General features: G+C 66.1%; 15 protein-coding genes. 5 read left to right on the top strand and 10 right to left on the bottom strand.

Features of this window, described 5'->3' with window-relative positions; genetic code table 11:
* Positions 1–2: 2 nt before the first annotated feature.
* From QA642_RS18330 to QA642_RS18300, 7 genes are all read right to left on the bottom strand, one after another.
* Positions 3–1,625 carry a hypothetical protein gene (locus tag QA642_RS18330; RefSeq protein ID WP_283085882.1) on the bottom strand — a complete coding sequence of 541 codons (1,623 nt, stop codon included), beginning with the start codon at positions 1,623–1,625 and terminating at the stop codon, positions 3–5.
* A gap of 10 nt (positions 1,626–1,635) precedes the next feature.
* Positions 1,636–2,421: a hypothetical protein gene (locus QA642_RS18325; protein WP_283085881.1), complete on the bottom strand. Its 786-nt coding sequence runs from the start codon at positions 2,419–2,421 to the stop codon at positions 1,636–1,638.
* Between the two features lie 71 nt (positions 2,422–2,492).
* Positions 2,493–4,394 (bottom strand): flagellar protein, encoded by a 1,902-nt coding sequence (locus QA642_RS18320; RefSeq protein WP_283085880.1) that lies wholly within the window; start codon positions 4,392–4,394, stop codon positions 2,493–2,495.
* A gap of 20 nt (positions 4,395–4,414) precedes the next feature.
* Entirely contained in the window at positions 4,415–6,298 is a 1,884-nt protein-coding gene (gene flgK / locus QA642_RS18315) for a flagellar hook-associated protein FlgK (RefSeq protein WP_283085879.1), read from the bottom strand.
* A gap of 35 nt (positions 6,299–6,333) precedes the next feature.
* On the bottom strand, positions 6,334–8,631 hold the full coding sequence (locus tag QA642_RS18310; protein ID WP_283085878.1) for a flagellar hook-basal body complex protein: 2,298 nt from the start codon (positions 8,629–8,631) through the stop codon (positions 6,334–6,336).
* A gap of 291 nt (positions 8,632–8,922) precedes the next feature.
* On the bottom strand, positions 8,923–9,435 hold the full coding sequence (gene msrB / locus QA642_RS18305; RefSeq protein WP_283085877.1) for a peptide-methionine (R)-S-oxide reductase MsrB: 513 nt from the start codon (positions 9,433–9,435) through the stop codon (positions 8,923–8,925).
* Positions 9,436–9,521: 86 nt separating this feature from the next.
* Positions 9,522–10,979 carry an FAD-binding oxidoreductase gene (locus QA642_RS18300; protein WP_283085876.1) on the bottom strand — a complete coding sequence of 486 codons (1,458 nt, stop codon included), beginning with the start codon at positions 10,977–10,979 and terminating at the stop codon, positions 9,522–9,524.
* Positions 10,980–11,174: 195 nt separating this feature from the next.
* Between QA642_RS18300 and QA642_RS18295 the strand changes: the two genes are divergently transcribed.
* Genes QA642_RS18295 through QA642_RS18285 form a run of 3 tightly spaced genes read left to right on the top strand, consistent with a single transcriptional unit; the run spans position 11,175 to position 12,671 of the window.
* Positions 11,175–11,711 (top strand): histidine phosphatase family protein, encoded by a 537-nt coding sequence (locus QA642_RS18295; RefSeq protein WP_283085875.1) that lies wholly within the window; start codon positions 11,175–11,177, stop codon positions 11,709–11,711.
* 57 nt (positions 11,712–11,768) lie between these two features.
* Positions 11,769–12,194 (top strand): universal stress protein, encoded by a 426-nt coding sequence (locus tag QA642_RS18290; protein ID WP_283085874.1) that lies wholly within the window; start codon positions 11,769–11,771, stop codon positions 12,192–12,194.
* 15 nt (positions 12,195–12,209) lie between these two features.
* Complete coding sequence (locus QA642_RS18285; RefSeq protein WP_283085873.1) at positions 12,210–12,671, top strand: hypothetical protein; 462 nt, start codon at positions 12,210–12,212, stop codon at positions 12,669–12,671.
* A 26-nt stretch (positions 12,672–12,697) separates the two neighbouring features.
* On the opposite strand, the gene QA642_RS18280 is transcribed toward QA642_RS18285, so the two are convergent.
* Complete coding sequence (locus QA642_RS18280; protein ID WP_283085872.1) at positions 12,698–12,934, bottom strand: DUF1127 domain-containing protein; 237 nt, start codon at positions 12,932–12,934, stop codon at positions 12,698–12,700.
* Between the two features lie 186 nt (positions 12,935–13,120).
* Between QA642_RS18280 and QA642_RS18275 the strand changes: the two genes are divergently transcribed.
* On the top strand, positions 13,121–14,464 hold the full coding sequence (locus tag QA642_RS18275) for a PLP-dependent aminotransferase family protein (protein ID WP_283085871.1): 1,344 nt from the start codon (positions 13,121–13,123) through the stop codon (positions 14,462–14,464).
* A 12-nt stretch (positions 14,465–14,476) separates the two neighbouring features.
* Here QA642_RS18275 and QA642_RS18270 read toward each other — a convergent pair whose 3' ends face one another.
* Positions 14,477–15,064 carry a hypothetical protein gene (locus QA642_RS18270; RefSeq protein ID WP_283085870.1) on the bottom strand — a complete coding sequence of 196 codons (588 nt, stop codon included), beginning with the start codon at positions 15,062–15,064 and terminating at the stop codon, positions 14,477–14,479.
* 64 nt (positions 15,065–15,128) lie between these two features.
* Between QA642_RS18270 and QA642_RS18265 the strand changes: the two genes are divergently transcribed.
* A complete protein-coding gene (locus tag QA642_RS18265) occupies positions 15,129–15,563 on the top strand; it encodes a hypothetical protein (RefSeq protein ID WP_027560358.1) in 435 nt (144 codons plus the stop codon).
* A 4-nt stretch (positions 15,564–15,567) separates the two neighbouring features.
* On the opposite strand, the gene QA642_RS18260 is transcribed toward QA642_RS18265, so the two are convergent.
* On the bottom strand, positions 15,568–17,967 hold the full coding sequence (locus tag QA642_RS18260; RefSeq protein WP_283085869.1) for an EAL domain-containing protein: 2,400 nt from the start codon (positions 17,965–17,967) through the stop codon (positions 15,568–15,570).
* Positions 17,968–18,065 lie beyond the last annotated feature (98 nt).

Genomic DNA, 18,065 nt, shown 5'->3' with positions numbered 1-18,065 from the left:
CTTCAGACCTCGAGCACAAACTTCCCCGGCGCAGCCGTGGCACGGTCAAGCAGCAGTTCGATCTTCACCAGGACGTGGGCGATGCGATCGAGCACATGCTGCAAATTGCGTTGCGCCTGCGCGGCATCCGCCGACCAGGCTTCGGCGACGAGCCGCGCGCCGACGCACAGCCGCAACGCGGCCTGCGGCGCCTCGCCCTGTCGCTCCAGCCGGACCGGCTGGCCGACCAGACAGCGTTGTGCGGCGACCTGCCGATCCGCCGCGCTGCCGCCGAGCTCCTCGCTCATGTCGCACGCCAGCAACCGATGAACGGCGCCGGTCTCGGCGAGCGAGACAGGTTTGCCGTCTCGCAGCAGCGTGAACGGAAAGATCGTGGCGCGGGCGAATTCCTCGTCATCCGCACCGGCCTTCTCGGTCGCCACGGAAATGGCACGCAGCGACGGCGACAGCGCGAGCATGCTGTCGATGCCGGCGGCAAGCTCGGCCAGCGCCCTGGCGCGGAATGCCCCGGGGACAGCGTAGTAGCGGCCGATCTCGGCCAGCGCGGCTTCCCAGCGCAGCCACTGACCGAAATTCGGCCGACGCTCGAACCGAGAGCGCAGCGCCGTCCAGGCCGTCGGCCAGTCGCAGCGGCCGGCATAGTCGAAAATGCCCGGCGCGATCGCGCCGATCCGGTCGATCGACCGCGACAGGCCTTTTGGCACCAGCAGCGCGCCGCTGAAGGCGGGTCCGCCGAAAAATTTCGAACCGGTCATCAACACCATGTAGCCGCGGTCGAGATAGCAGCGCAGCCGGCGGCGGCCGAGCCGCGCCTGACAGGCATCGACGACCACCTGTACCTTGCGCGGCCAGCGCCGCGCGATCTCATCGAGGCAGGCAGCACTCGGCGCGCGCCAGCCGAGTTTTGACGAATCCATGATTTGCAGGAGAACGCAGCGGCCTTGCGCGAGGCTGGTCTCGATGGCACGCATCACCGCAGCGTCCGCATCCGCGCGCATCGCGATGCCGGAGGCGGCATCCAGCAGCGGCACCGCGATGCTGTCGCCGGCAAGACCCGCGACCGCGGCGTCCTTGCGCACCGCAACGCCGCTCGCCGTCATCGAGCTGAAATGATGTCCGCGCGCGGTATGAACCGTGCCGCTGCCGGTCTGATCCGTGCCGACCACGATCGTCACCGGCGAGGCGCCGAGCACCGCGCTCGCCAGGAACAGCGCGTGGAGCTGGGAGTCCGTGCCGGAGGGCGAGAATACGACGTCGACCCGCGGCGAGAGCTGGAGATGGCCGCGCAGTTCCTCGCGCATGCCCTCACAGCGCGCGTCGAAGGCGATTTCGACCTCGTCGAACAGGCACCTGTGCATCAGCTCTTCGCGCGCCAGCGCGGCGCGGTCATAAGCCGCTTGCGAGATCGTCGATGCGGTCGAGGACGCGAAATTCCAGGTCTCCGGCTCGGGCGAGGCCGCACAGCCATAGGCGTTGACGCCATCCCTGGGATCGAGCGCAAGGCGCGGGTCTCCGCCGCAGACCAGCAGCGTGTCCAATGGCGTGAAGAGATCGCGCAGACGGTAGCGCGAGCCGCCGTCGGGCGCGCGTTCCGAAGCTGACAGACGGGATGCGCCGGTGCTCATCCCGAAAGGCTCACGCCGCGTCGGCCGCTGCCGCCGCGGGCGCGGCTGCGAATTGCGAGGCGATGTCGCCGTGGAACACCGAGGGCCCGACATGGTCGAGCGAGCTCTGGATGTCGGCCCAGATCTCGCCGCCGATATCGGTCCAGCGCTTGCAGAAGGCGAAGTCTTCCGAGAGATAAGTGCCGGTCGCCCGATCAATCATGCATTCGAACAGCGCGAACCGGTTCTGGCTCGCCGCCAGCGCATCGTGCGAATGCTCGCGGAAGAATTGCAAGTTTGCGTAGGCCGGATGGCGGCACATCGCTTCCAGCACGTGGCGGCGGATCATCAGGAAACCGGTGCCGGCATAGCGCACGCGCGTGAAGCCGTTGACGACCACGATGCGGTCGGGGTCCTCGACCTCGAGCACGTAGTCGAGCGAGGCGGCCGGCACATCAGTGCGGCGGGCCTCGATCGCGCGTTTCGCCTTGTTCCAGTTGACCCGCTTGATCGGATAGCAGCCGGCGACGACGTCCGCGCCGCACTCCATCAGCCGGAACACCTGCTCCGGCTTGAAGCCGATGTCGGCGTCGATGAACAGGAAATGCGTCGCTTTGGGATCGTCCAGGAACATCGCGACCAGATTGGCGCGCGCGCGCGTGATCAGCGCGTCGCCGTCGCGCATGTGCACCTTGAGGTCGAGATTGGACATGCCGTGCACGGCGCGCTGGAGCGCGAAGATCGAGCTCGCATAGATGCTCGAGACCTGCCCGCCGAAGCACGGCGTCGCCACCACCAGCTGCATCCTGTCCGACATCGGCCGCTTTGCCCCGCTCCAATCCTCACCAAGAGGTAAAGAGGCATGGTTAACGATGCCTTAACGCATCCTTACAGGAACTTGACGAGCGAGAGCTGGGCGAGCTTCGAGGTCACCTGATAGGACGCCTGGAGGGCGTTCTGGAGCGCCAGGAGCTCGCTCGCCACCTGGTCCTGCGGGGCCGACTCCGCCTGGTCGATGATGGACTGCAGCTGCGCCTTGGCCTGGGTCTGGCGCGTGGTCGCGTCCTTCATCGTGTTCTGGGCCATCGCAATGTCGGTCTGGATATCCTCGATGCGCTGCTGGCCGGGCTGCTGGGTCAGCGCCTGGGTCGTGCGCAGGCTCAGCGCGGCGACCTGCCCGCCGGAATACTGCCCGCCCGGGGTCGTCGAAAACGTGCCGAACACGGCAATCGCCTGCAACTGCCGGCGGATCGCGTCCTCGTTCGCCTGCGCGCCATACTGCACCGTGACGGAATCGTCGACGCGCGCGACCGCGGTCGAGCGCGCCGAGCCCGGTCCGTCATTGCCTTGGTACCATTTCACGGTGTTGGCCGAGCCGTTCACCAGCGTGGTGGCCGAGCTCGCGGGCGAGGAGCCAACGCGTAGCGGCGGCTGCGTGGCGGTCACGGGCGTCGTGCTGAAACCGAGCGAGCCAAGCGCGGCGGTCGCGCCCGGGGTCGAGCCCGTGATGTTCAGGCTCGCCGCATCGTTGGTGTTGATCGTGATCACGCCGCCATGAATCGTCGACGGCTTGGAGGTGCCCGTGATCGCGTCGATCTTGCTCATCAGCGTCTGGATGCTGTCGGTCACATTGAGCTGGTTGCCGGTCGCGCCCGAGTTGACGAAAGTGAGCGTGGTGCCGTTGACGGTGATGGTGTCCCCGGCGGAGAAGCCCGGCGTGATGGAGTCCGATCCACTTGCGCCGGACAGCGCCGTCGCGCCCGTGGCGATGTTCGAAGCTGGCGGGGCGACTTGATTGGTGACCGCAGTCGTCCCGGTCGCCGAGCTTGCCGTGTTGAAGAAATTGTCACCCGCGGTCACGGCGGACGCCGCCACCAGCGACGTGTTGGCAAGCTTCTTGATCGCGGTGTTCAGCGCCGTGTTGAGATTGGTCGCGGTATTGTTCGGGTTGACCGGGACGCTCGCATCGATCGCGAAACTGCCGAGCGGCGTCGGCGTCGCCGTGGACGCGGTCAGGTCGATCTGCTCGGTGGTGCCGTCCGGCAGCGTGAACTGGACGCTCAGCTTGTCGCCGTTGTTCGGATTGACGCCGTTGAGATCGACCGAGAACGACACCGGCGAGCCACTCGGGCCGGTGACGGTCGCCCCTGTCAGCGTCGAGGACACCGCCTTGACCTTGAGCCCGAACGGCGACCCGGCGGCGTCTTCCGACACCTTCACCGAGCTCGGCGTCGGCTGCGTCTGCACCAGGCGCCCCATGCCGTTGGCGCCGAGGTCGGCGGCCTGGCGCTCCGCCATGACGGTCTTGAAGCCGGCCTGCGTCGTGGTGCCGTTGATGATGTCCCCGGCATTGGCGACCGGCTGGGTGTTGTACGCGGTCCCGGAAAACAGATAGCGGTTGCCCGACTGCGTGTTCAGCACGCCGACCATCGAGCCGAACTGGGCTGCGGCCGTGTTCTGCGCCACCGTCTGTCCGTTGACGTTGAGATCCTGCGCCGTGCTGGCCGAACCCGTCTTGGTGTTGGTGCGAATCGTCGTCAGCGACTGCAGCGCGGTATTGGCGAGGTTGATGTTGACGTTGACGTTGGTGATCGTGTCGGTATAGGCGGCGATGTTGGAGAGCTGCGAGCGCCCGGCGATCGCAAATCCCTCGTTGGTGCCCATGCCGGAATAATTCTGCGACAGCTTGCCGGTCGAGAGCTGCGTCGACAGGTCGGTGAGCTGCTGGTTGATGTTGCGGATCTGCGAGCCGAGGATCGACGAGGAGTAGTTTATGCTGCTGATCGACATGTTTCAGAGCCCTGTACTGGTTACGCTTGAGCCTGGATCAAAGTGTTCATCATGCTCTGCACCACCGACATAACGTGGGCGTTGGCGGCATAGGCATTTTGGAGCTGGATCAAGTTCGACATCTCCGAGTCCAAATTGACGCTGGAGGTCGAGTCGAACTTGGCCTGCAGCGTCGAGACCACGACGCTCTGGCCCTGCTGGAGCTGGGTCGCCTGGGTCGAGGCGTTGGCCTGGATGCTCAGGAACTGCTGGAGGTAGTTCGAGACGCTGCCGGTGAAGGGCTGGTTGGCAGAGCCGAGGCCGGTCGTCGGCGAATAGGAGAACACCGCATTGGTGAGCTGCGAATAGAGATAGTCCGAACGCGTGGTGTCGCCCGGGGGCGTCACCGGCGAGGTGTTGTAGACCGACAGCTTGGTCGGATCGGCGACCACCTGCGTGTTCACGGCGATGCGCCCGGCGAGGCCGGTCATCTGCGAGCCCGATGCGGTGATCGCGCCGGTGTAGAGCGCCTGCCCGCCGTCGGTGAACAGCGCCAGTTGCGGATTGCCGGAGGCCAGCGACGACATCGTCTTGGACGTCGAGGCCGAATTGATCTTGGAAAGGCCGGTGTTGTCGTCGGTGACCCGCAGCGTCGTCGCGGTCGCCGGCGACGGCGCGGCGGAGAACGACAGATGCGAGCCCGACAGCGCGGTGTTGAGCGCGGCGGCGATCGCACCCATGCCGCCGGAGAAGTTGACGCCCACCTGCATCGGGTTGGCGTTGGTGGCGTTCTGGAGCGGCAGCGCCGCCGGATCGGTCACGTTGACGAGCGTGATCTGGCGCTGGGTGTTGGTCGCGGTGTCGGTATAGGTGATGTTGACCGTATTGCCTGCTTGCGCACCGGCAAGGTCCAGGTCGAACCCGGCCGGCGGGCCCGAGACCTTGCTGCCGGCCGCGGTCTTGTCGGACAGCGCGCTCGACATCGTCGCCGCAAGCTGGTCGAGCTGGGTCTGCGCCTGCACCAGCGTCTGGTCGCGCAGCTTCAGGTCGGCCGCGATCTGGCCCGAGGAGACCACGTTGTTGGCGACGGCGTCGATCTGCGAGCCGTTCGGCAGCCTGATGTTGAACGCACCGACGCCGGACTTGGTGGGATCGCTGTTGTAGAGCGAGGTCGCCGACAGCGCGCCGGCGGAGGCAAAGGAGAATTGCGAGGCGAGCCCGGCGCCGACGAGCTGGATGCCGGTGGTGGTGTAGATGTTGGCCTGGTTCGAACCGTCGGTGGTGACGCGGACGTCGACATATTTCGACAGCGTGTTGATCGCCTGATCGCGCTGGTCCATCAGCGTCGCGGCGGAGGGATCGTTAGCCGACAGGCCCTGGAGCTTGGTGTTGATGTCGGCGACCTTCTGCATCGCCGCGTTGGCGGCCTGCGCCGAGGTGCCGAGATCCTGCTCGACGTTGGAGCGCAGCGATTGGATGCCCTTGGTGGTGACGTTGAGTTGCTGCGCCAGCGCCTGCGCCGCACCCAGCGCAACGGTCTGTGCCGACGAGGCGCCCGAGCTCGTCGACAGCGCCTGCAGCGCCGTGGTGAATTTGTTCAGCGCTGTTTCGAGCGTGCCGTTGTTACCGGGCGTGCCATAGACACTCTGAAGCTGCTTCAGGATGTTGGCCATCTGATCGGCGTAACCGCTGCCACCGGTCTCGGTTCGCAGCTGGTTCAGCACATAGGTGTCGAGCTCCCGGCTCACGCCGGTCGTCATCGCCGTCGAGCCGAAGTCGCCGGTGGTGACCTCGATCTGGTTCGCCGTCTGGACGACGTAACCCGGCGTCTGCGAATTGGCGACGTTCGAGGAGACGATCGAGAGCGCGGCCTGGTTGGCACGCAGACCGCTCATCGCACTGGCAAGGGCTGAACTCAAACCCATGTGTACTTACCGCCTTTGGTTACGTCACGCGCCGATCAGCGCAACACGTTCAGGAGGTCCTGCACCATCGAATTGGCCGTCGTGATCACCTTGGTGTTGGCCGAATAGGCCTGCTGGGTCACGATCAGCTTGGTGAACTCGTCGGCGATGTCGGTGTTCGAGCCTTCCAGGGACGAGCCGCTGATGGTGCCCGAGGCGCCGTCGATCGCAGGGCCCGACTGCTCGGTCACGGCGTAAGCGCCACCGTCGAGCGCTTTGAGGTAGTTGGTGCCGTTGAAGTGCGACAACGACACCTGCGCGAGGTCGAGGTTCTGGCCGTTGGAGAAGGTGCCGACCACGAGGCCGTTGTTGTTGACGGCGACGGAGCGGAGCTGACCGGCGGCATAGCCGTTCTGGGTGATGGTGTTGATGGTCACCGCACCGCTGGTGCTGGCGTATTGTGTCAGCCCTCCCGAGGAGATGTTGAAGGCGACAGAGCCGAGCTGCTGGCCACTGACGCTGACATTGTTGATGGTGATGCCCGAGCCGCTCGGCGAGGTCAGCGAGCCGTCGGCGGCGAAGGTGAAGGTCTGTCCGGTGTTCACCCAAGCCGGCTGCGACGCACCCGTTGCGGCGGGATCGGTTTGGTAGAACAGGTTCCAGCTATCAGTGTGACCGTTGCCCAGCGACGCGCTGTCGGTCTTGGCCCAGCGCAATTGCAGGTTCACCGGCGTGCCGGCCGCGTTGTACGCGGTCACTGCACCGCCGCTGATCGATTCTTTGGTGAAGGTCGCGACATCGGCGCCCATCACGGTGCCCGTGCCGATCGTGCCGCCGCCGCCGCGATTCTTGGTGACGGTCGACGTAAAGCCGAGCGCGGCGAAGGCGGCGGAGTTACTGCTAGACACCGACAGAGTGGGGGTGGCGCTACCGGTACCGGTGTTCAGCGTGATCACGCCGCTGCTGCTGACCGATGAGCCCGACGCACCGACAAGAGCGTCGATCTTTTGGAGCAGGTTCCCGATGTTATCGGTCGTGAGGATCTGACTGGCGCTGGGAACAGTAGGCGGCGAGACGAAAGTCAAAGTCTGACCATTGACAGTGATGGTGTCATTGGCCACGAAGCCCGAGGAGAGCACCTCGGCGCCGCCGGCGGTCGCAGCGCCGCCCAGCACGGTGGAGGCGGTGATCGCGGGCGTCGACAGCACGTTGCCGCCGCGCGTGACGGTGCTGATGCCGAGCGCGGTGGCCGCCGCGCCGCTGGTGACCGACACATCGGTGGCGGTGCCGGTCGCGATCTGGATATTGCCGCTGGCGCTCAGAGTCACGTTGGCGGCGGGGATGCCGGCGGCCGTCGCGATCGCGTTCAAGATATCAGAGACCTTCGCGGTGCTGCCCGGAGCCAATCCGATCGTGGTGCTGTTTCCGGACGACGTGATCGTGGTGACATTGGGGTCGAAGGTAATCGTGTTGGTGCCGCTGGCGCCGGTGATAGTCAGCGTCGTACCGGTCGTACCGTTGCTGAGCGCGTTGAGAATGCTCGTGGCAAGATGGTTGACCGCGGAAGGATCGAGCTTGGTGCCCGTACCTGCAACCGCCGATGCGTTGTCCTGCAACGCAACCGAGCCCGCCCCAGTCGTCGACGTATAAGCCGAGCGCAGATTGCCGGTCGCGGCGCCGCCAGAGACCGTCGCATTCGTATAGCCCGGGGCCGGCGTGCCGATCGGCAGCGGGTTGGCTCCGAAATCGGACGGGTTCAGGCCGCCGGCCGCCAGCAGCGTCTTGGCCGCCGCGGTTGAGCTCGCCGCAGTGCTCGGCGTACTCGGCAGGTTCGCCGCGTACTGGATCGAGGTCGTCGCCTGTGCCGGGATGAAGTTGTTCTGGAATTTCAGGACCGTCGCCACGTTGCCGGTCGGATTGCCGGTCTTGGGGTCGACCGTGGTGCCCATCAGGTAATAGCCGGCGCCGTTGACGAGGTTGCCGTTGGCATTGAGCTGGAAATCGCCGCGGCGCGTATAGTAGGTGACACCGCTGAACACCGGCACGTTGTCGACGACGCCGGTCGCCTTCTGGATCGAGAAGAAGCCGTCGCCCGTGATCGCCATGTTGGTCGCGACGGTCGAGGACGAGATCGTGCCTTGCGTGGTGATGGTCGCTTTCGCGTTGGCCGTCACGCCGCCCGCGACCTGCTTGCTCGGCACCGAGGCGTCCGGAATGAGGTCGACAAAGCTGGTCCCGATGCCCTTGTAACCGGTGGTGGATGAGTTCGCGATGTTGCCGGAAATGTTCTGCAGCGCGAAGGACTGCGCCTGCAGGCCACCCACCGAGGTGTTCATTGCATCGAAGATACCCATAACTTTGTCTCCAAATCCGATCCCGGCGGCCGGTCGACCATGGCCGCAGTCGGAAGAGACAGTCGCAAGGGCTATGCCAATGCGGGTATCTTCAGGAAATCAATGACTTAAATAGACAAGCCCAGGTCGGATGACCGGGGCACAATTGCCGGGCCGGCAACAATTGCCGGGACGTGACGTCATTCCGGGGCGGTCCGCAGGACCGAACTCTGGTGCGCGATTGCGCACCTGAGAATCTCGAGATTCCGGATTCGATGCTCACGCATCGCTCCGGAATGACACCTCAAGTCACTACGTCGCCGACGCCGCCGCCGGGTGGAAAACCAGCCCGAAACCGTCGATGCAGTAGCGCAGACCGGTCGGCTTCGGACCGTCGTCGAAGACGTGGCCGAGATGGCCGCCGCAGCGCCGGCAATGCACCTCGGTGCGCAGCATGCCGTAGGTGCGGTCCTCGGTCTTCCCGACATTGCCTTCGATCGGCTGGTAGAAGCTCGGCCAGCCCGTGCCGCTCTCGAACTTGGTATCGGACGCGAACAACGGCAGGTCACAGCCGGCGCAGGCGAAAATGCCTTTGCGGTGCTCCTTCAGCAGCGGGCTGGAGCCCGGCCGCTCGGTGCCGTGATTGCGCAGGATCTCATATTGCTCCGGCGTCAGCTGCGCGCGCCATTCGGCCTCCGTCTTCTCGATCTCGAACTTTTCCGTGGCCTTCTCGCCGGCCTCGGCAGAGGATCCTCTCAGCCAGCGGAAGGCGGAAAGGCCGAACAGGCCGGCGGCAGTCGTTAGCAGGATGCGGCGGTCAAACATCTCATTCTCCGTGCGCGGGAGTCCACGCCCTGAGATACGGGCTCTAACGGCTGACGTTACACGTCCGGGCGGAATTTTTCTCAGGGTTATTGCGAGACGCTGGCGTCCTGCGGGGCCGGTTCCACGGCTTCCGGCGCAGGTTTCGGTACCGGGGCCAGCCGAGGCCGCACGCCCGGCGGCGGACGGCGCGGACCGGTGCCGGCGGCGCGGTTGGCTTCGGCCAGCCGGGCCTCGCGCTCCCGGTCCTTGACCCTGGCACGCTCGCGGTAGCGGGCGAGTGAGCCCGCGGCGGCGGAACTTGCCCTGCCCCAGAGCCCGACCAATTGGCCCGCGACACGACCGGTCACGCCGCCCGCCCAGACCAGTTCAAACGGCGAGAACAGCTTCCAGCGTTCATCGCCCCACAGGATGCTGCGCGCGATCAGCTGCCCGGCCATAGCCGACGTATTCATGCCGTGGCGGCCGAACCCGCTCGCCACCCACAGGCCTTTGCGCAACTGGCCGATCTGCGGCATGCCGTGCACGGTCTGGCCGGTGGCGCCGCCGAACATGTCGGTGATCTCGACATCGCCGAGCGCGGGGAAGATGGTGCGGATCCGCCGCTTGACGCTGCCTGTGAAGCGCTGCGGGCGCGCGGCCCAGGTGGTCTCCGGGCTCTCCCACATCAGCCGGTCGCCATCGACGATCCGGAAATGGTCGACGCCGTCGGAATCCATCACCGATCCCTTGAAGGCGACGATGTCGTGCACGCGCTCGCCGAGCGGCGCGGTGATGCCGGCATAGCGCCAGACCGGCAGCAGCGTCTCCGACAGCCGCCGCAAGGGCGCGCCGAGATGGATGTTGCCGGCGAGCACGATGTGGGTCGCGCGCAGCCGCGCCGACGGTGTGACGATGCGCTTGCGGATGCCGGAATGATCGATGCTGACCACCGGCGTGTCCTCGAAGATGCGGGCCCCTGCCCGCCGCGCCAATGCCGCAAGGCCGTTCACATACTTGCGTCCGTCGACCTGGAACGCCCTGGGATAGTACACGCCGTGGAAGTAACGATCGGTCTTGAGTGCCTCGCGGACGCGATCGATCTGCCAGCCCTCGACCTCGGTGTCGAAATCCTCATTCAGCATCTGCAACCGGCTGATCAGCCGGTCGCCCGCATCGACATTGGAGACCTCCAGCACGCCCTCGCTGAGGCCGATGCCCGGCATGTTCTCCTCGCTGGCGTTGGCGCGGACGAACTCGGCGCCCTCCTTCGACAGCGTCCACAATTCCCTGGCGTCCTCGAAGCCGATCCGCTCGATCAGGTCGGTGAGCGGCAAGGCAAAGCCCGGCGTCACGGTGCCGAGTTGGTTGCCGGAGGCGTTCCAGCCGATATGGCGGCCCTCGAGCACCGCGACGCTGGCCCCGAGCCGGGCCGCCTCCAGCGCGATCGAGAGCCCGGCGAGCCCAGCCCCGATCACGCAGATGTCGGCATCGAGATCGAACGACAGCCGCACTCGGTCGCGAAAGCCGGCTTCCTGCTGGGACACGCTTGTGAAAGTCTCGTTCATGCAGTTTTCTTAGAGCATGATCCGGACATGTGTGCAGCGGTTTTCCGAAAAGATCACGTTCAAAACAACAACTTAAATCGTGATGACGATTTGTTCTATTGCTCGTCGCGCTTTAAAGACCGATCGGGCGCCTGTCACCTTGTCCTCAACGGGCGCCTGTAGATTATTCTGGACGTGGAACGATTCGAGAATGCCATGCGCCGTTTGATGCTGCTGCGTCACGCCAAGACAGAGACTGACGCGCCGAGCGGCCGTGACCAGGACCGCCGGCTCGACGACCGCGGCCACAAGGACGCCGCCCAGATGGGCGACTGGATCGCCGCGCATCCCCCCTTCCCCGAGACCGTGCTGGTGTCGCATGCCGTCCGTGCCAGGCAGACCTGGGACATCGCCTGGGAGGCGATGAAGGACCGCGTCGCGGCGCCTGAGATCGAGGTCCTGCCGGAACTCTACGGCGCCGATCCCGCGCAGATCCTGGAATCCATTCGCACTGCAACCGCCCCCGCCGACCCCAGGCGTGTGCTGCTGATCGGACACAATCCCGGCATGCATGAGACCGCCCTGATGCTGATGGGCAGCGGTGATCCCGCGAGCGCCAAGGCGCTTGCCGACAATCTGCCCACCGCGGGACTTGCGATCTTCGACTTTGACGTCAAGGATTGGAACGACGTGGCCTACCGCCGCGGCAAACTGGTGCTGTTCGTCAGCCCCAAGCTGCTTCGATCGGGCTAGAGACGCGCGGGCGCCGTCTCGACCGGTTGATCCAGCCTGGTTCATAGGGAGGCGCAGATGTTCAAGTCCATCCTCGTGCCCATCGACCTCGCCGACACCGATCTCGCCAAGCCGGCGATCGCGACCGCGACAACGCTGTCGCAGAACTGGAGCGGATCGGTCCGGCTGCTCAACGTGCTGCCGATGACGCCGGTGATGCTCGCCGAATACGTCCCGGCCGATTTCGACGAGCAGCAGCGCCAGACCTCGGAAGAGGCGCTCGCCATCGTCGCCCGCGAATCCGGCATCGACCCCTCCCACATCTCCAGCGTGGTCCGCCAGGGCGGCATCTATCACGAGATCCTGGAGGAAGCCGCACAGATGAAGGCCGACCTCATCGTCATGACTTCGCACCGGCCGGCGATGCGCACCTATTTCCTCGGCTCCAATGCCGGGCACGTCGTGCGTTACGCCAAGTGCTCGGTGCTGGTGGTGAGGCACTGAACGCGGAGCAATGCGGTGAAGCAATTGTGGCGCAAGTGGAGCTATGAAATCCCGCTCGCGATCGGCGATGCGTTGTGGGAGATCCTGGTCGTGCAGTTTGCGGCACTGCTGGACCGGCTGACCTGGCGAAAGGTGGTGGCCCTCGTCCCGGTGGCCGTCCTGCTGCTGGCCTATTACCACAGCGTGCCGCTGCCTCCCGCGCTGATGCTGGTCGGGGACCTCGTCGCCTATATCGACATCTTCTCGGTGGTGCTGATGCTCAGCATACTGAGCCGGGCCGCGACGATCGCGTTTCTCGTGAAGCGGGCCGCGATGCGCGCCCCGGTACTGCTTGCGCGCCTTCGCACCGGCATGCAGCGGATCGATCCCAGGCGGCGGCGCGGAGCGGGTTCGGCGCCGAGGCGTCGCCGCAAGTCCAACCAGCCCGAAGATGATCGAGCTTTCGGCGGGATGTGGGATCAGGCCGCGATGGCCTGAGCCCCGAAGTCATCTGGAAGCCGCGCTTACAGATACCGCGTCAGTTCGGCCTTGACCTGCCCGTGCACCGCGTCCTCGATCTGGCTGCGGTTGATCCCGATGTCGCGCAGGGCGCGGTCGTCGAGCTCGTTCAGGGTCTTGACGGCGGAGCGGCGCTCCAGGCGGTCGAACAGCGCGTAAGCGGCGTTGGCGAGCGTTGCAAAAAATCCGCTCGACGAGGATGGGCGTAAATTCCGCCCGGCAGTTTGCGAAATCGTGGTCATGTTTCTTCTCCGGCGTATTGTCCCGCGCGGCGAAGCAGGTGCCGTTGGCGCAGACGCGGTCAGCGCCTGCACCTCGTTTGCCGTCGGATTGCTCTCGCTCTCCTCGGCTCAATCGCGGAACTTGATGGAACTTAAATGCTCCAGTACACTTCTCGGAGCAAGTAAAACATTGCTCTCGGTGCAATAATGTCCAAGTTCGAGTACGTGAAGCTTGCCGATGCCATTGCGGCCGATATCACTAACGGCACGTTAAGGCCCGGCGACCGGCTGCCGCCGCAGCGCAATTTTGCCTATGACCGTGGCATCGCAGTCTCGACCGCGAGCCGGGTTTATACGGAATTGCTCCGCCGCGGCCTCGTCGTCGGCGAGGTCGGCCGCGGCACCTTCATCTCCGGCGACGTCAGGCGCGAGGTCGAGACCATCAGCGAGCCGCGCGATGCGCGGATCGACTTCGAGGTCAATTATCCGCTATTGCCGCAGCAATGGGCGATGATCGCCAAGAGCCTTGCAGGGCTGGAGCGCGTCGATGCGCTCGAATCCGCGCTACGCGTCTCCACCAGCACCGGCACCAAGAGTGCGCGCAATGCCGCCGCCGCCTATCTCGCGCGCAAGGATTTTACGCCGCAGGCCGAGCAGATCGTGTTCACCGCCAACGGCAAGCAATCGCTCGCGGCCGCGCTCGCCGCGCTCGTGCCCACCGGTGGCCGCTGCGGCGTCGAGGCGCTGACCTACCCTTACGTCAAGAGCATCGCCGCGCGACTCGGCATCACGCTGGTGCCTATACCGATGGACGAATTCGGCGCGCGGCCCGATGCGATCCAGAAGGCGCATCGCGAGGCGCATCTGTCGGCGCTGTATCTGCAGCCCATCATCCAGAACCCGCTCGGCGTCACCATGAATGCGACGCGGCGCGCCGACATCATGCGCGTCGCCGAGAAGCTCGACCTCACCATCATCGAGGACACCGTCTATGGCTTCCTCGCCGACGACACGCCGCTCGCAGCCCTCGAGCCGGACCGCTGCATCGTCATCGACAGCCTGTCCAAGAAGGTCGCGCCGGGCCTTGCGCTCGGCATCCTCGTCGCGCCGCCGCACTTGCGCGAGAGCGTGATGAGCGCGGTGCGCACCGGCGGCTGGACCGCCTCCGGCCATGCGCTGGCGGCCGGGCAGCGGCTAATGGCCGACGGCACCGTCGCCGAGCTGACGCGGCTGAAGCGCATCGACGCCACGCGCCGCCAGCAGACCGCGGCAAGGCTGCTCGCCGGCTACCAGCACGCCGCCGACCCGCGGTCCTATCATCTCTGGCTAACGCTGCCGCCGCACTGGCGCTCGCAGACTTTCGTGGCTGCCGCTGCGCGGCGCGGCATCGCGCTGACGCCGTCCTCCACCTTTGCGATCGCGCACGGCCACGCGCCGAATGCGGTGCGCCTCGCGCTCGCCCCACCCAGCTTCGAGCAGCTCGATTCGGGCCTGCGCACGATCGTGTCGCTGCTCGGCACCAAGGAAGAGGATTTTGATTCGACGGAGTAGCGCGTCGGGGGACTAAGGTAGCAGCGCCTTCGGCACGCGATCGAAACTGTAGCTCTGCGGCTGATTGCGCCGCACGAAGCCGCCGACCTGCCAGGCGAACAGCGCGGCAAAGCCGAGGATGAACAGCACGCCCGCGAGCTCGCCGATCATGAGCGCGCGGATCAGAAGCCCCGCCATCGCAACCGTCAGCAGCGCCAGGAACGCCAGCACCGCGGCATAGGTCTTGGCGCCGAGGCCCGCGGTGAGCGCCGCGCGGCTGCCCGCCTTCGCCATCCGCGCATGCAATTCGAGGATGAAGTCGCGAAAACCGTTGTCCTGCGGCGCCATCAGCGCGGCGGTCTGCCAGCTCGTCGAGAGGATTGCGATGCGGCCGCCGCCGCTGTGGCTGACATCGGCGCGGAAGCGATGCTGCTGCATCGACACCGGGCGGAACGACAGCCTGACAGCACTGATCTCGTCATAGCGCCACAGGCCCGAGCGGCCGGCGATGTGCCAGGACAGCCCCTCCTCCGTCAGCTCGAAGCGATGCGCCGAGCCGATCAGCGACGCCTTGTAGGCGTAGCTCGTGGCCCTAGCGGCCTCAGCTCCCGAAACCTGCATCTCGAAATCAATCCCGTCCGCGATATGCTTGCGCGACCGCCCTCGCCCATCCTACAAGCGAGCCATGGCTGAGACGACCTTTTTTCCGCGCCGCCTGATTCTCGGCGCCGCCGTGATCTCCGGCGTGCTGCTCGCGCTCGCCGTGCACATGCTCGGGGCGCGCTACGGGCTCGACCTCGGCGGCCTCTGGCGCTCGGACACCCACGAGTTCATGCCTGCGGGCGCCGCGATCGCTTGGTGGCTGATCGCTACCGTCGGCTTCTCCGGCGGCTATTTCACGGCGAGCCTGATGCAGAGCGCGGTCGACGGCCAGATCCCGCAGCGGATGCGGCAGTTCCTGATCGCGGTCGGCGTGCTCCTGCTCGCAGGCGCGGGCCAGGCGGCCTCGGCGCCGAGCCCGATCCCGACCGTCTCGGTCGTGCTTGCCGGGCTTGCCGCCCTGTGCCTCGGCGCCGTGATGGCGTTCTGCGGCGCGCATTTCGCCCTGCGCCGCGGTTGACCGTTCAGGCGGTCGCCCGCAAACGCGGACGCTCCAGCATCAACGCCACATCCGAGGCAGGCCGCGGCTTGCTGAACAAATAGCCCTGCGCCTGGGTGCAGCCTTCGCGCCGCAAGAGCTCGAGCTGCGCGTCGTTCTCGACGCCTTCCGCGGTGGTGACGATGCCGAGGCTGCGGCCAAGGCCGGTCACGGCGCGGATGATCGCCATGGAATCCTCGCGCGTCGCCAGCTCCGACACGAACGAGCGGTCGATCTTGATCTTGTCGAACGGGAAGCTGCGTAAGTAGCTCAGCGACGAATAGCCGGTGCCGAAATCGTCGAGCGAGATCCGCACGCCCATGGCGCGCAGCTCGTGCAGCGTGGTCAGCGTCGCCTCGCTGTTCTGGAGCAGCACGGATTCGGTGATCTCGAGCTCGAGACGGCGCGCGCTCAGTCCCGAGGCGGCGAGCGCCGCAGTCACCGACGCGATCAGGTTCGGGCTCTTGAACTGCACCGGCGACAGGTTGACGGCGACGTCGACATCGTCGGGCCAGGCGGCCGCATCGGCGCAGGCGCCGCGCAGCACGAACTCGCCGAGCTGGATGATGAGGCCGGTCTCCTCGGCCAGCGGAATGAAGTTGACGGGCGAGATCAGGCCGCGCTGCGGATGGTTCCAGCGCAGCAGCGCCTCGAAGGCGACGACGCGATCGGCGGCGACGTCGCGGATCGGCTGGTAGTGCACCTCGAATTCGTCGCGTTGCAGCGCCGCGCGCAGATCCATTTCCAGCAGGCGCCGCGCCTGCGCGCGCGCGTCCATGCCGGTCTCGAAGAAGCGATAGGTGCCGCGACCGTCGGCCTTGGCGCGATACAGCGCAAGGTCGGCGTTCTTCAAGAGCTCGTCCGGATTGTCGCCGTCCTGCGGCGACAACGAGATGCCGATCGAGACGCCGATCACGATCTGGTGGTCGTCGATCTCGTAGGGCGCCGAGATCACCTCGACGAGGCGGCCCGCAAGGGATCTCGCCGCGGCTTCCTCGGAGCGCCCGATCTGGACGACGGCGAACTCGTCGCCGCCGAGCCGCGCCACAGTGTCGTTCTCGCCGACGGTGGCCTTCAGCCTGCGGCCGACCTCCTTGAGCAGCGCATCGCCGATCGGATGGCCGAGCGAGTCGTTGATGTCCTTGAAATGATCGAGATCGAGACAGAGCACCGCAAGCTGGTCGCCTGACCTGGTGCGGTGCAGTCCCTGCTCGAGCTGCTCGTGAAACAGCACGCGGTTCGGCAGGCTGGTCAGCGCGTCATGCCGCGCCATGTGCGAGATCTTGGCCTGCGCCTCCAGCCATTCGGTGATGTCCTCGAAGGTCGCGACCCAGCCGCCGCCCTGCATCGGCTGGTTGACGACGCGGATGGAGCGGCCGAGCCGGTTGACAACCTGGCTGGTCGTGCGGCCCTCGCGCGCATCGGCGATGAGACGCGCGAAGAACTCGCCCGCATCGCCCTGCCACTGGCCTTTCGCCTGCTCCTCCCGTAGCACGTCGACGAGCAGACGGCCGGCGAGCGGAATGCCAGTGCGGCCGAGCATCGCGGCATAGCGTTCGTTGAAGAGCTGGATCTTGCCGTCCGCATCGAACATGCACAGGCCCTGCGACATGTTCTCGAGCGCGGTATCCAGCACGACCTGCTGGCGTCCGAGTTCGCCCTTGGCACGACGGTCGAGCAAGGCGGCCGCGAGCGCGATCGCGATAATGGCAGCCGCCGCGCTGGCGGTCAGGATCGACAACGACGCCGGCGGGATCGAAAGACCGCTGACCACGAGCGTGGGATCGGGCGTCAGCTCCAGCGCGCCCATCGCGGTGAAATGATGCGAGACGATGGCGACTGTCAGCAGGACCGTCGCGCCGAGGGCGCTGGACACGCCGTCGCGCCGTCCCGCGACAAACAGAGCGAGCGAGCCGAAGAGGATGCCGAGCAGGATCGAGACGGTTACGGTGCCGGTCTCCCAGCCGACATGAGCTGGAATCTCGAACGCCATCATGCCGGTGTAATGCATGGCGGCCACACCGCTGCCGACGACGGCGCCGCCGAGCGCAATCAGGAGCCCGCGCGTCGTCGACACCGAGATGCTGAGCCCGATGAAGGTGACTGCGATCGCAAAGATCAGCGACAGCACCGTCACGGGGATGTTGTAGGCGCCGCCGGCGCCGGGCCCGTACGCCTGCATCGCGATGAAATGGGTCGCCCAGATGCCGCAGCCGGCAACGGCAGAATCGAGCGCGATCCACGCCACGCGGGCGCCGCCATGCGTCGCTCGCGCCCGGTGAAACAGGCTGATCGCCGCAGCGCTCGCGAGCAGACACACCGCACCGCCAAGCGCAACAAGTCGCCAATCATGCTCGTCGGTGAGACAGTAAAGAACTTGATACATTGCCGGCCCCTATCGCGCCGCACTTGAACCGATAGAGGTGGACGATCGGTAACTCGCTGCGTGCCTGTTTCTGGGTTGGTGAACGGAAGATGTGTGCG

It is taken from the genome of Bradyrhizobium sp. CB2312, from assembly GCF_029714425.1.
GTDB lineage: Bacteria > Pseudomonadota > Alphaproteobacteria > Rhizobiales > Xanthobacteraceae > Bradyrhizobium.
The sequence above is the reverse complement of the archived record's forward strand: the minus strand, read 5'-3'. Positions and strand labels throughout refer to the sequence as shown.

Bases quoted from the DNA above. Each gene is read 5' to 3' on its own strand.
- QA642_RS18330 (WP_283085882.1), bottom strand. From the start codon at position 1,625: ATGAGCACCGGCGCATCCCGTCTGTCAGCTTCGGAACGCGCGCCCGAC.
- QA642_RS18310 (WP_283085878.1), bottom strand. From the start codon at position 8,631: ATGGGTATCTTCGATGCAATGAACACCTCGGTGGGTGGCCTGCAGGCG.
- msrB (WP_283085877.1), bottom strand. From the start codon at position 9,435: ATGTTTGACCGCCGCATCCTGCTAACGACTGCCGCCGGCCTGTTCGGC.
- QA642_RS18270 (WP_283085870.1), bottom strand. From the start codon at position 15,064: ATGCAGGTTTCGGGAGCTGAGGCCGCTAGGGCCACGAGCTACGCCTAC.
- flgK (WP_283085879.1), bottom strand. From the start codon at position 6,298: ATGGGTTTGAGTTCAGCCCTTGCCAGTGCGATGAGCGGTCTGCGTGCC.
- QA642_RS18265 (WP_027560358.1), top strand. From the start codon at position 15,129: ATGGCTGAGACGACCTTTTTTCCGCGCCGCCTGATTCTCGGCGCCGCC.
- QA642_RS18275 (WP_283085871.1), top strand. From the start codon at position 13,121: ATGTCCAAGTTCGAGTACGTGAAGCTTGCCGATGCCATTGCGGCCGAT.
- QA642_RS18260 (WP_283085869.1), bottom strand. From the start codon at position 17,967: ATGTATCAAGTTCTTTACTGTCTCACCGACGAGCATGATTGGCGACTT.
- QA642_RS18325 (WP_283085881.1), bottom strand. From the start codon at position 2,421: ATGTCGGACAGGATGCAGCTGGTGGTGGCGACGCCGTGCTTCGGCGGG.
- QA642_RS18280 (WP_283085872.1), bottom strand. From the start codon at position 12,934: ATGACCACGATTTCGCAAACTGCCGGGCGGAATTTACGCCCATCCTCG.
- QA642_RS18295 (WP_283085875.1), top strand. From the start codon at position 11,175: ATGCGCCGTTTGATGCTGCTGCGTCACGCCAAGACAGAGACTGACGCG.
- QA642_RS18320 (WP_283085880.1), bottom strand. From the start codon at position 4,394: ATGTCGATCAGCAGCATAAACTACTCCTCGTCGATCCTCGGCTCGCAG.
- QA642_RS18300 (WP_283085876.1), bottom strand. From the start codon at position 10,979: ATGAACGAGACTTTCACAAGCGTGTCCCAGCAGGAAGCCGGCTTTCGC.
- QA642_RS18290 (WP_283085874.1), top strand. From the start codon at position 11,769: ATGTTCAAGTCCATCCTCGTGCCCATCGACCTCGCCGACACCGATCTC.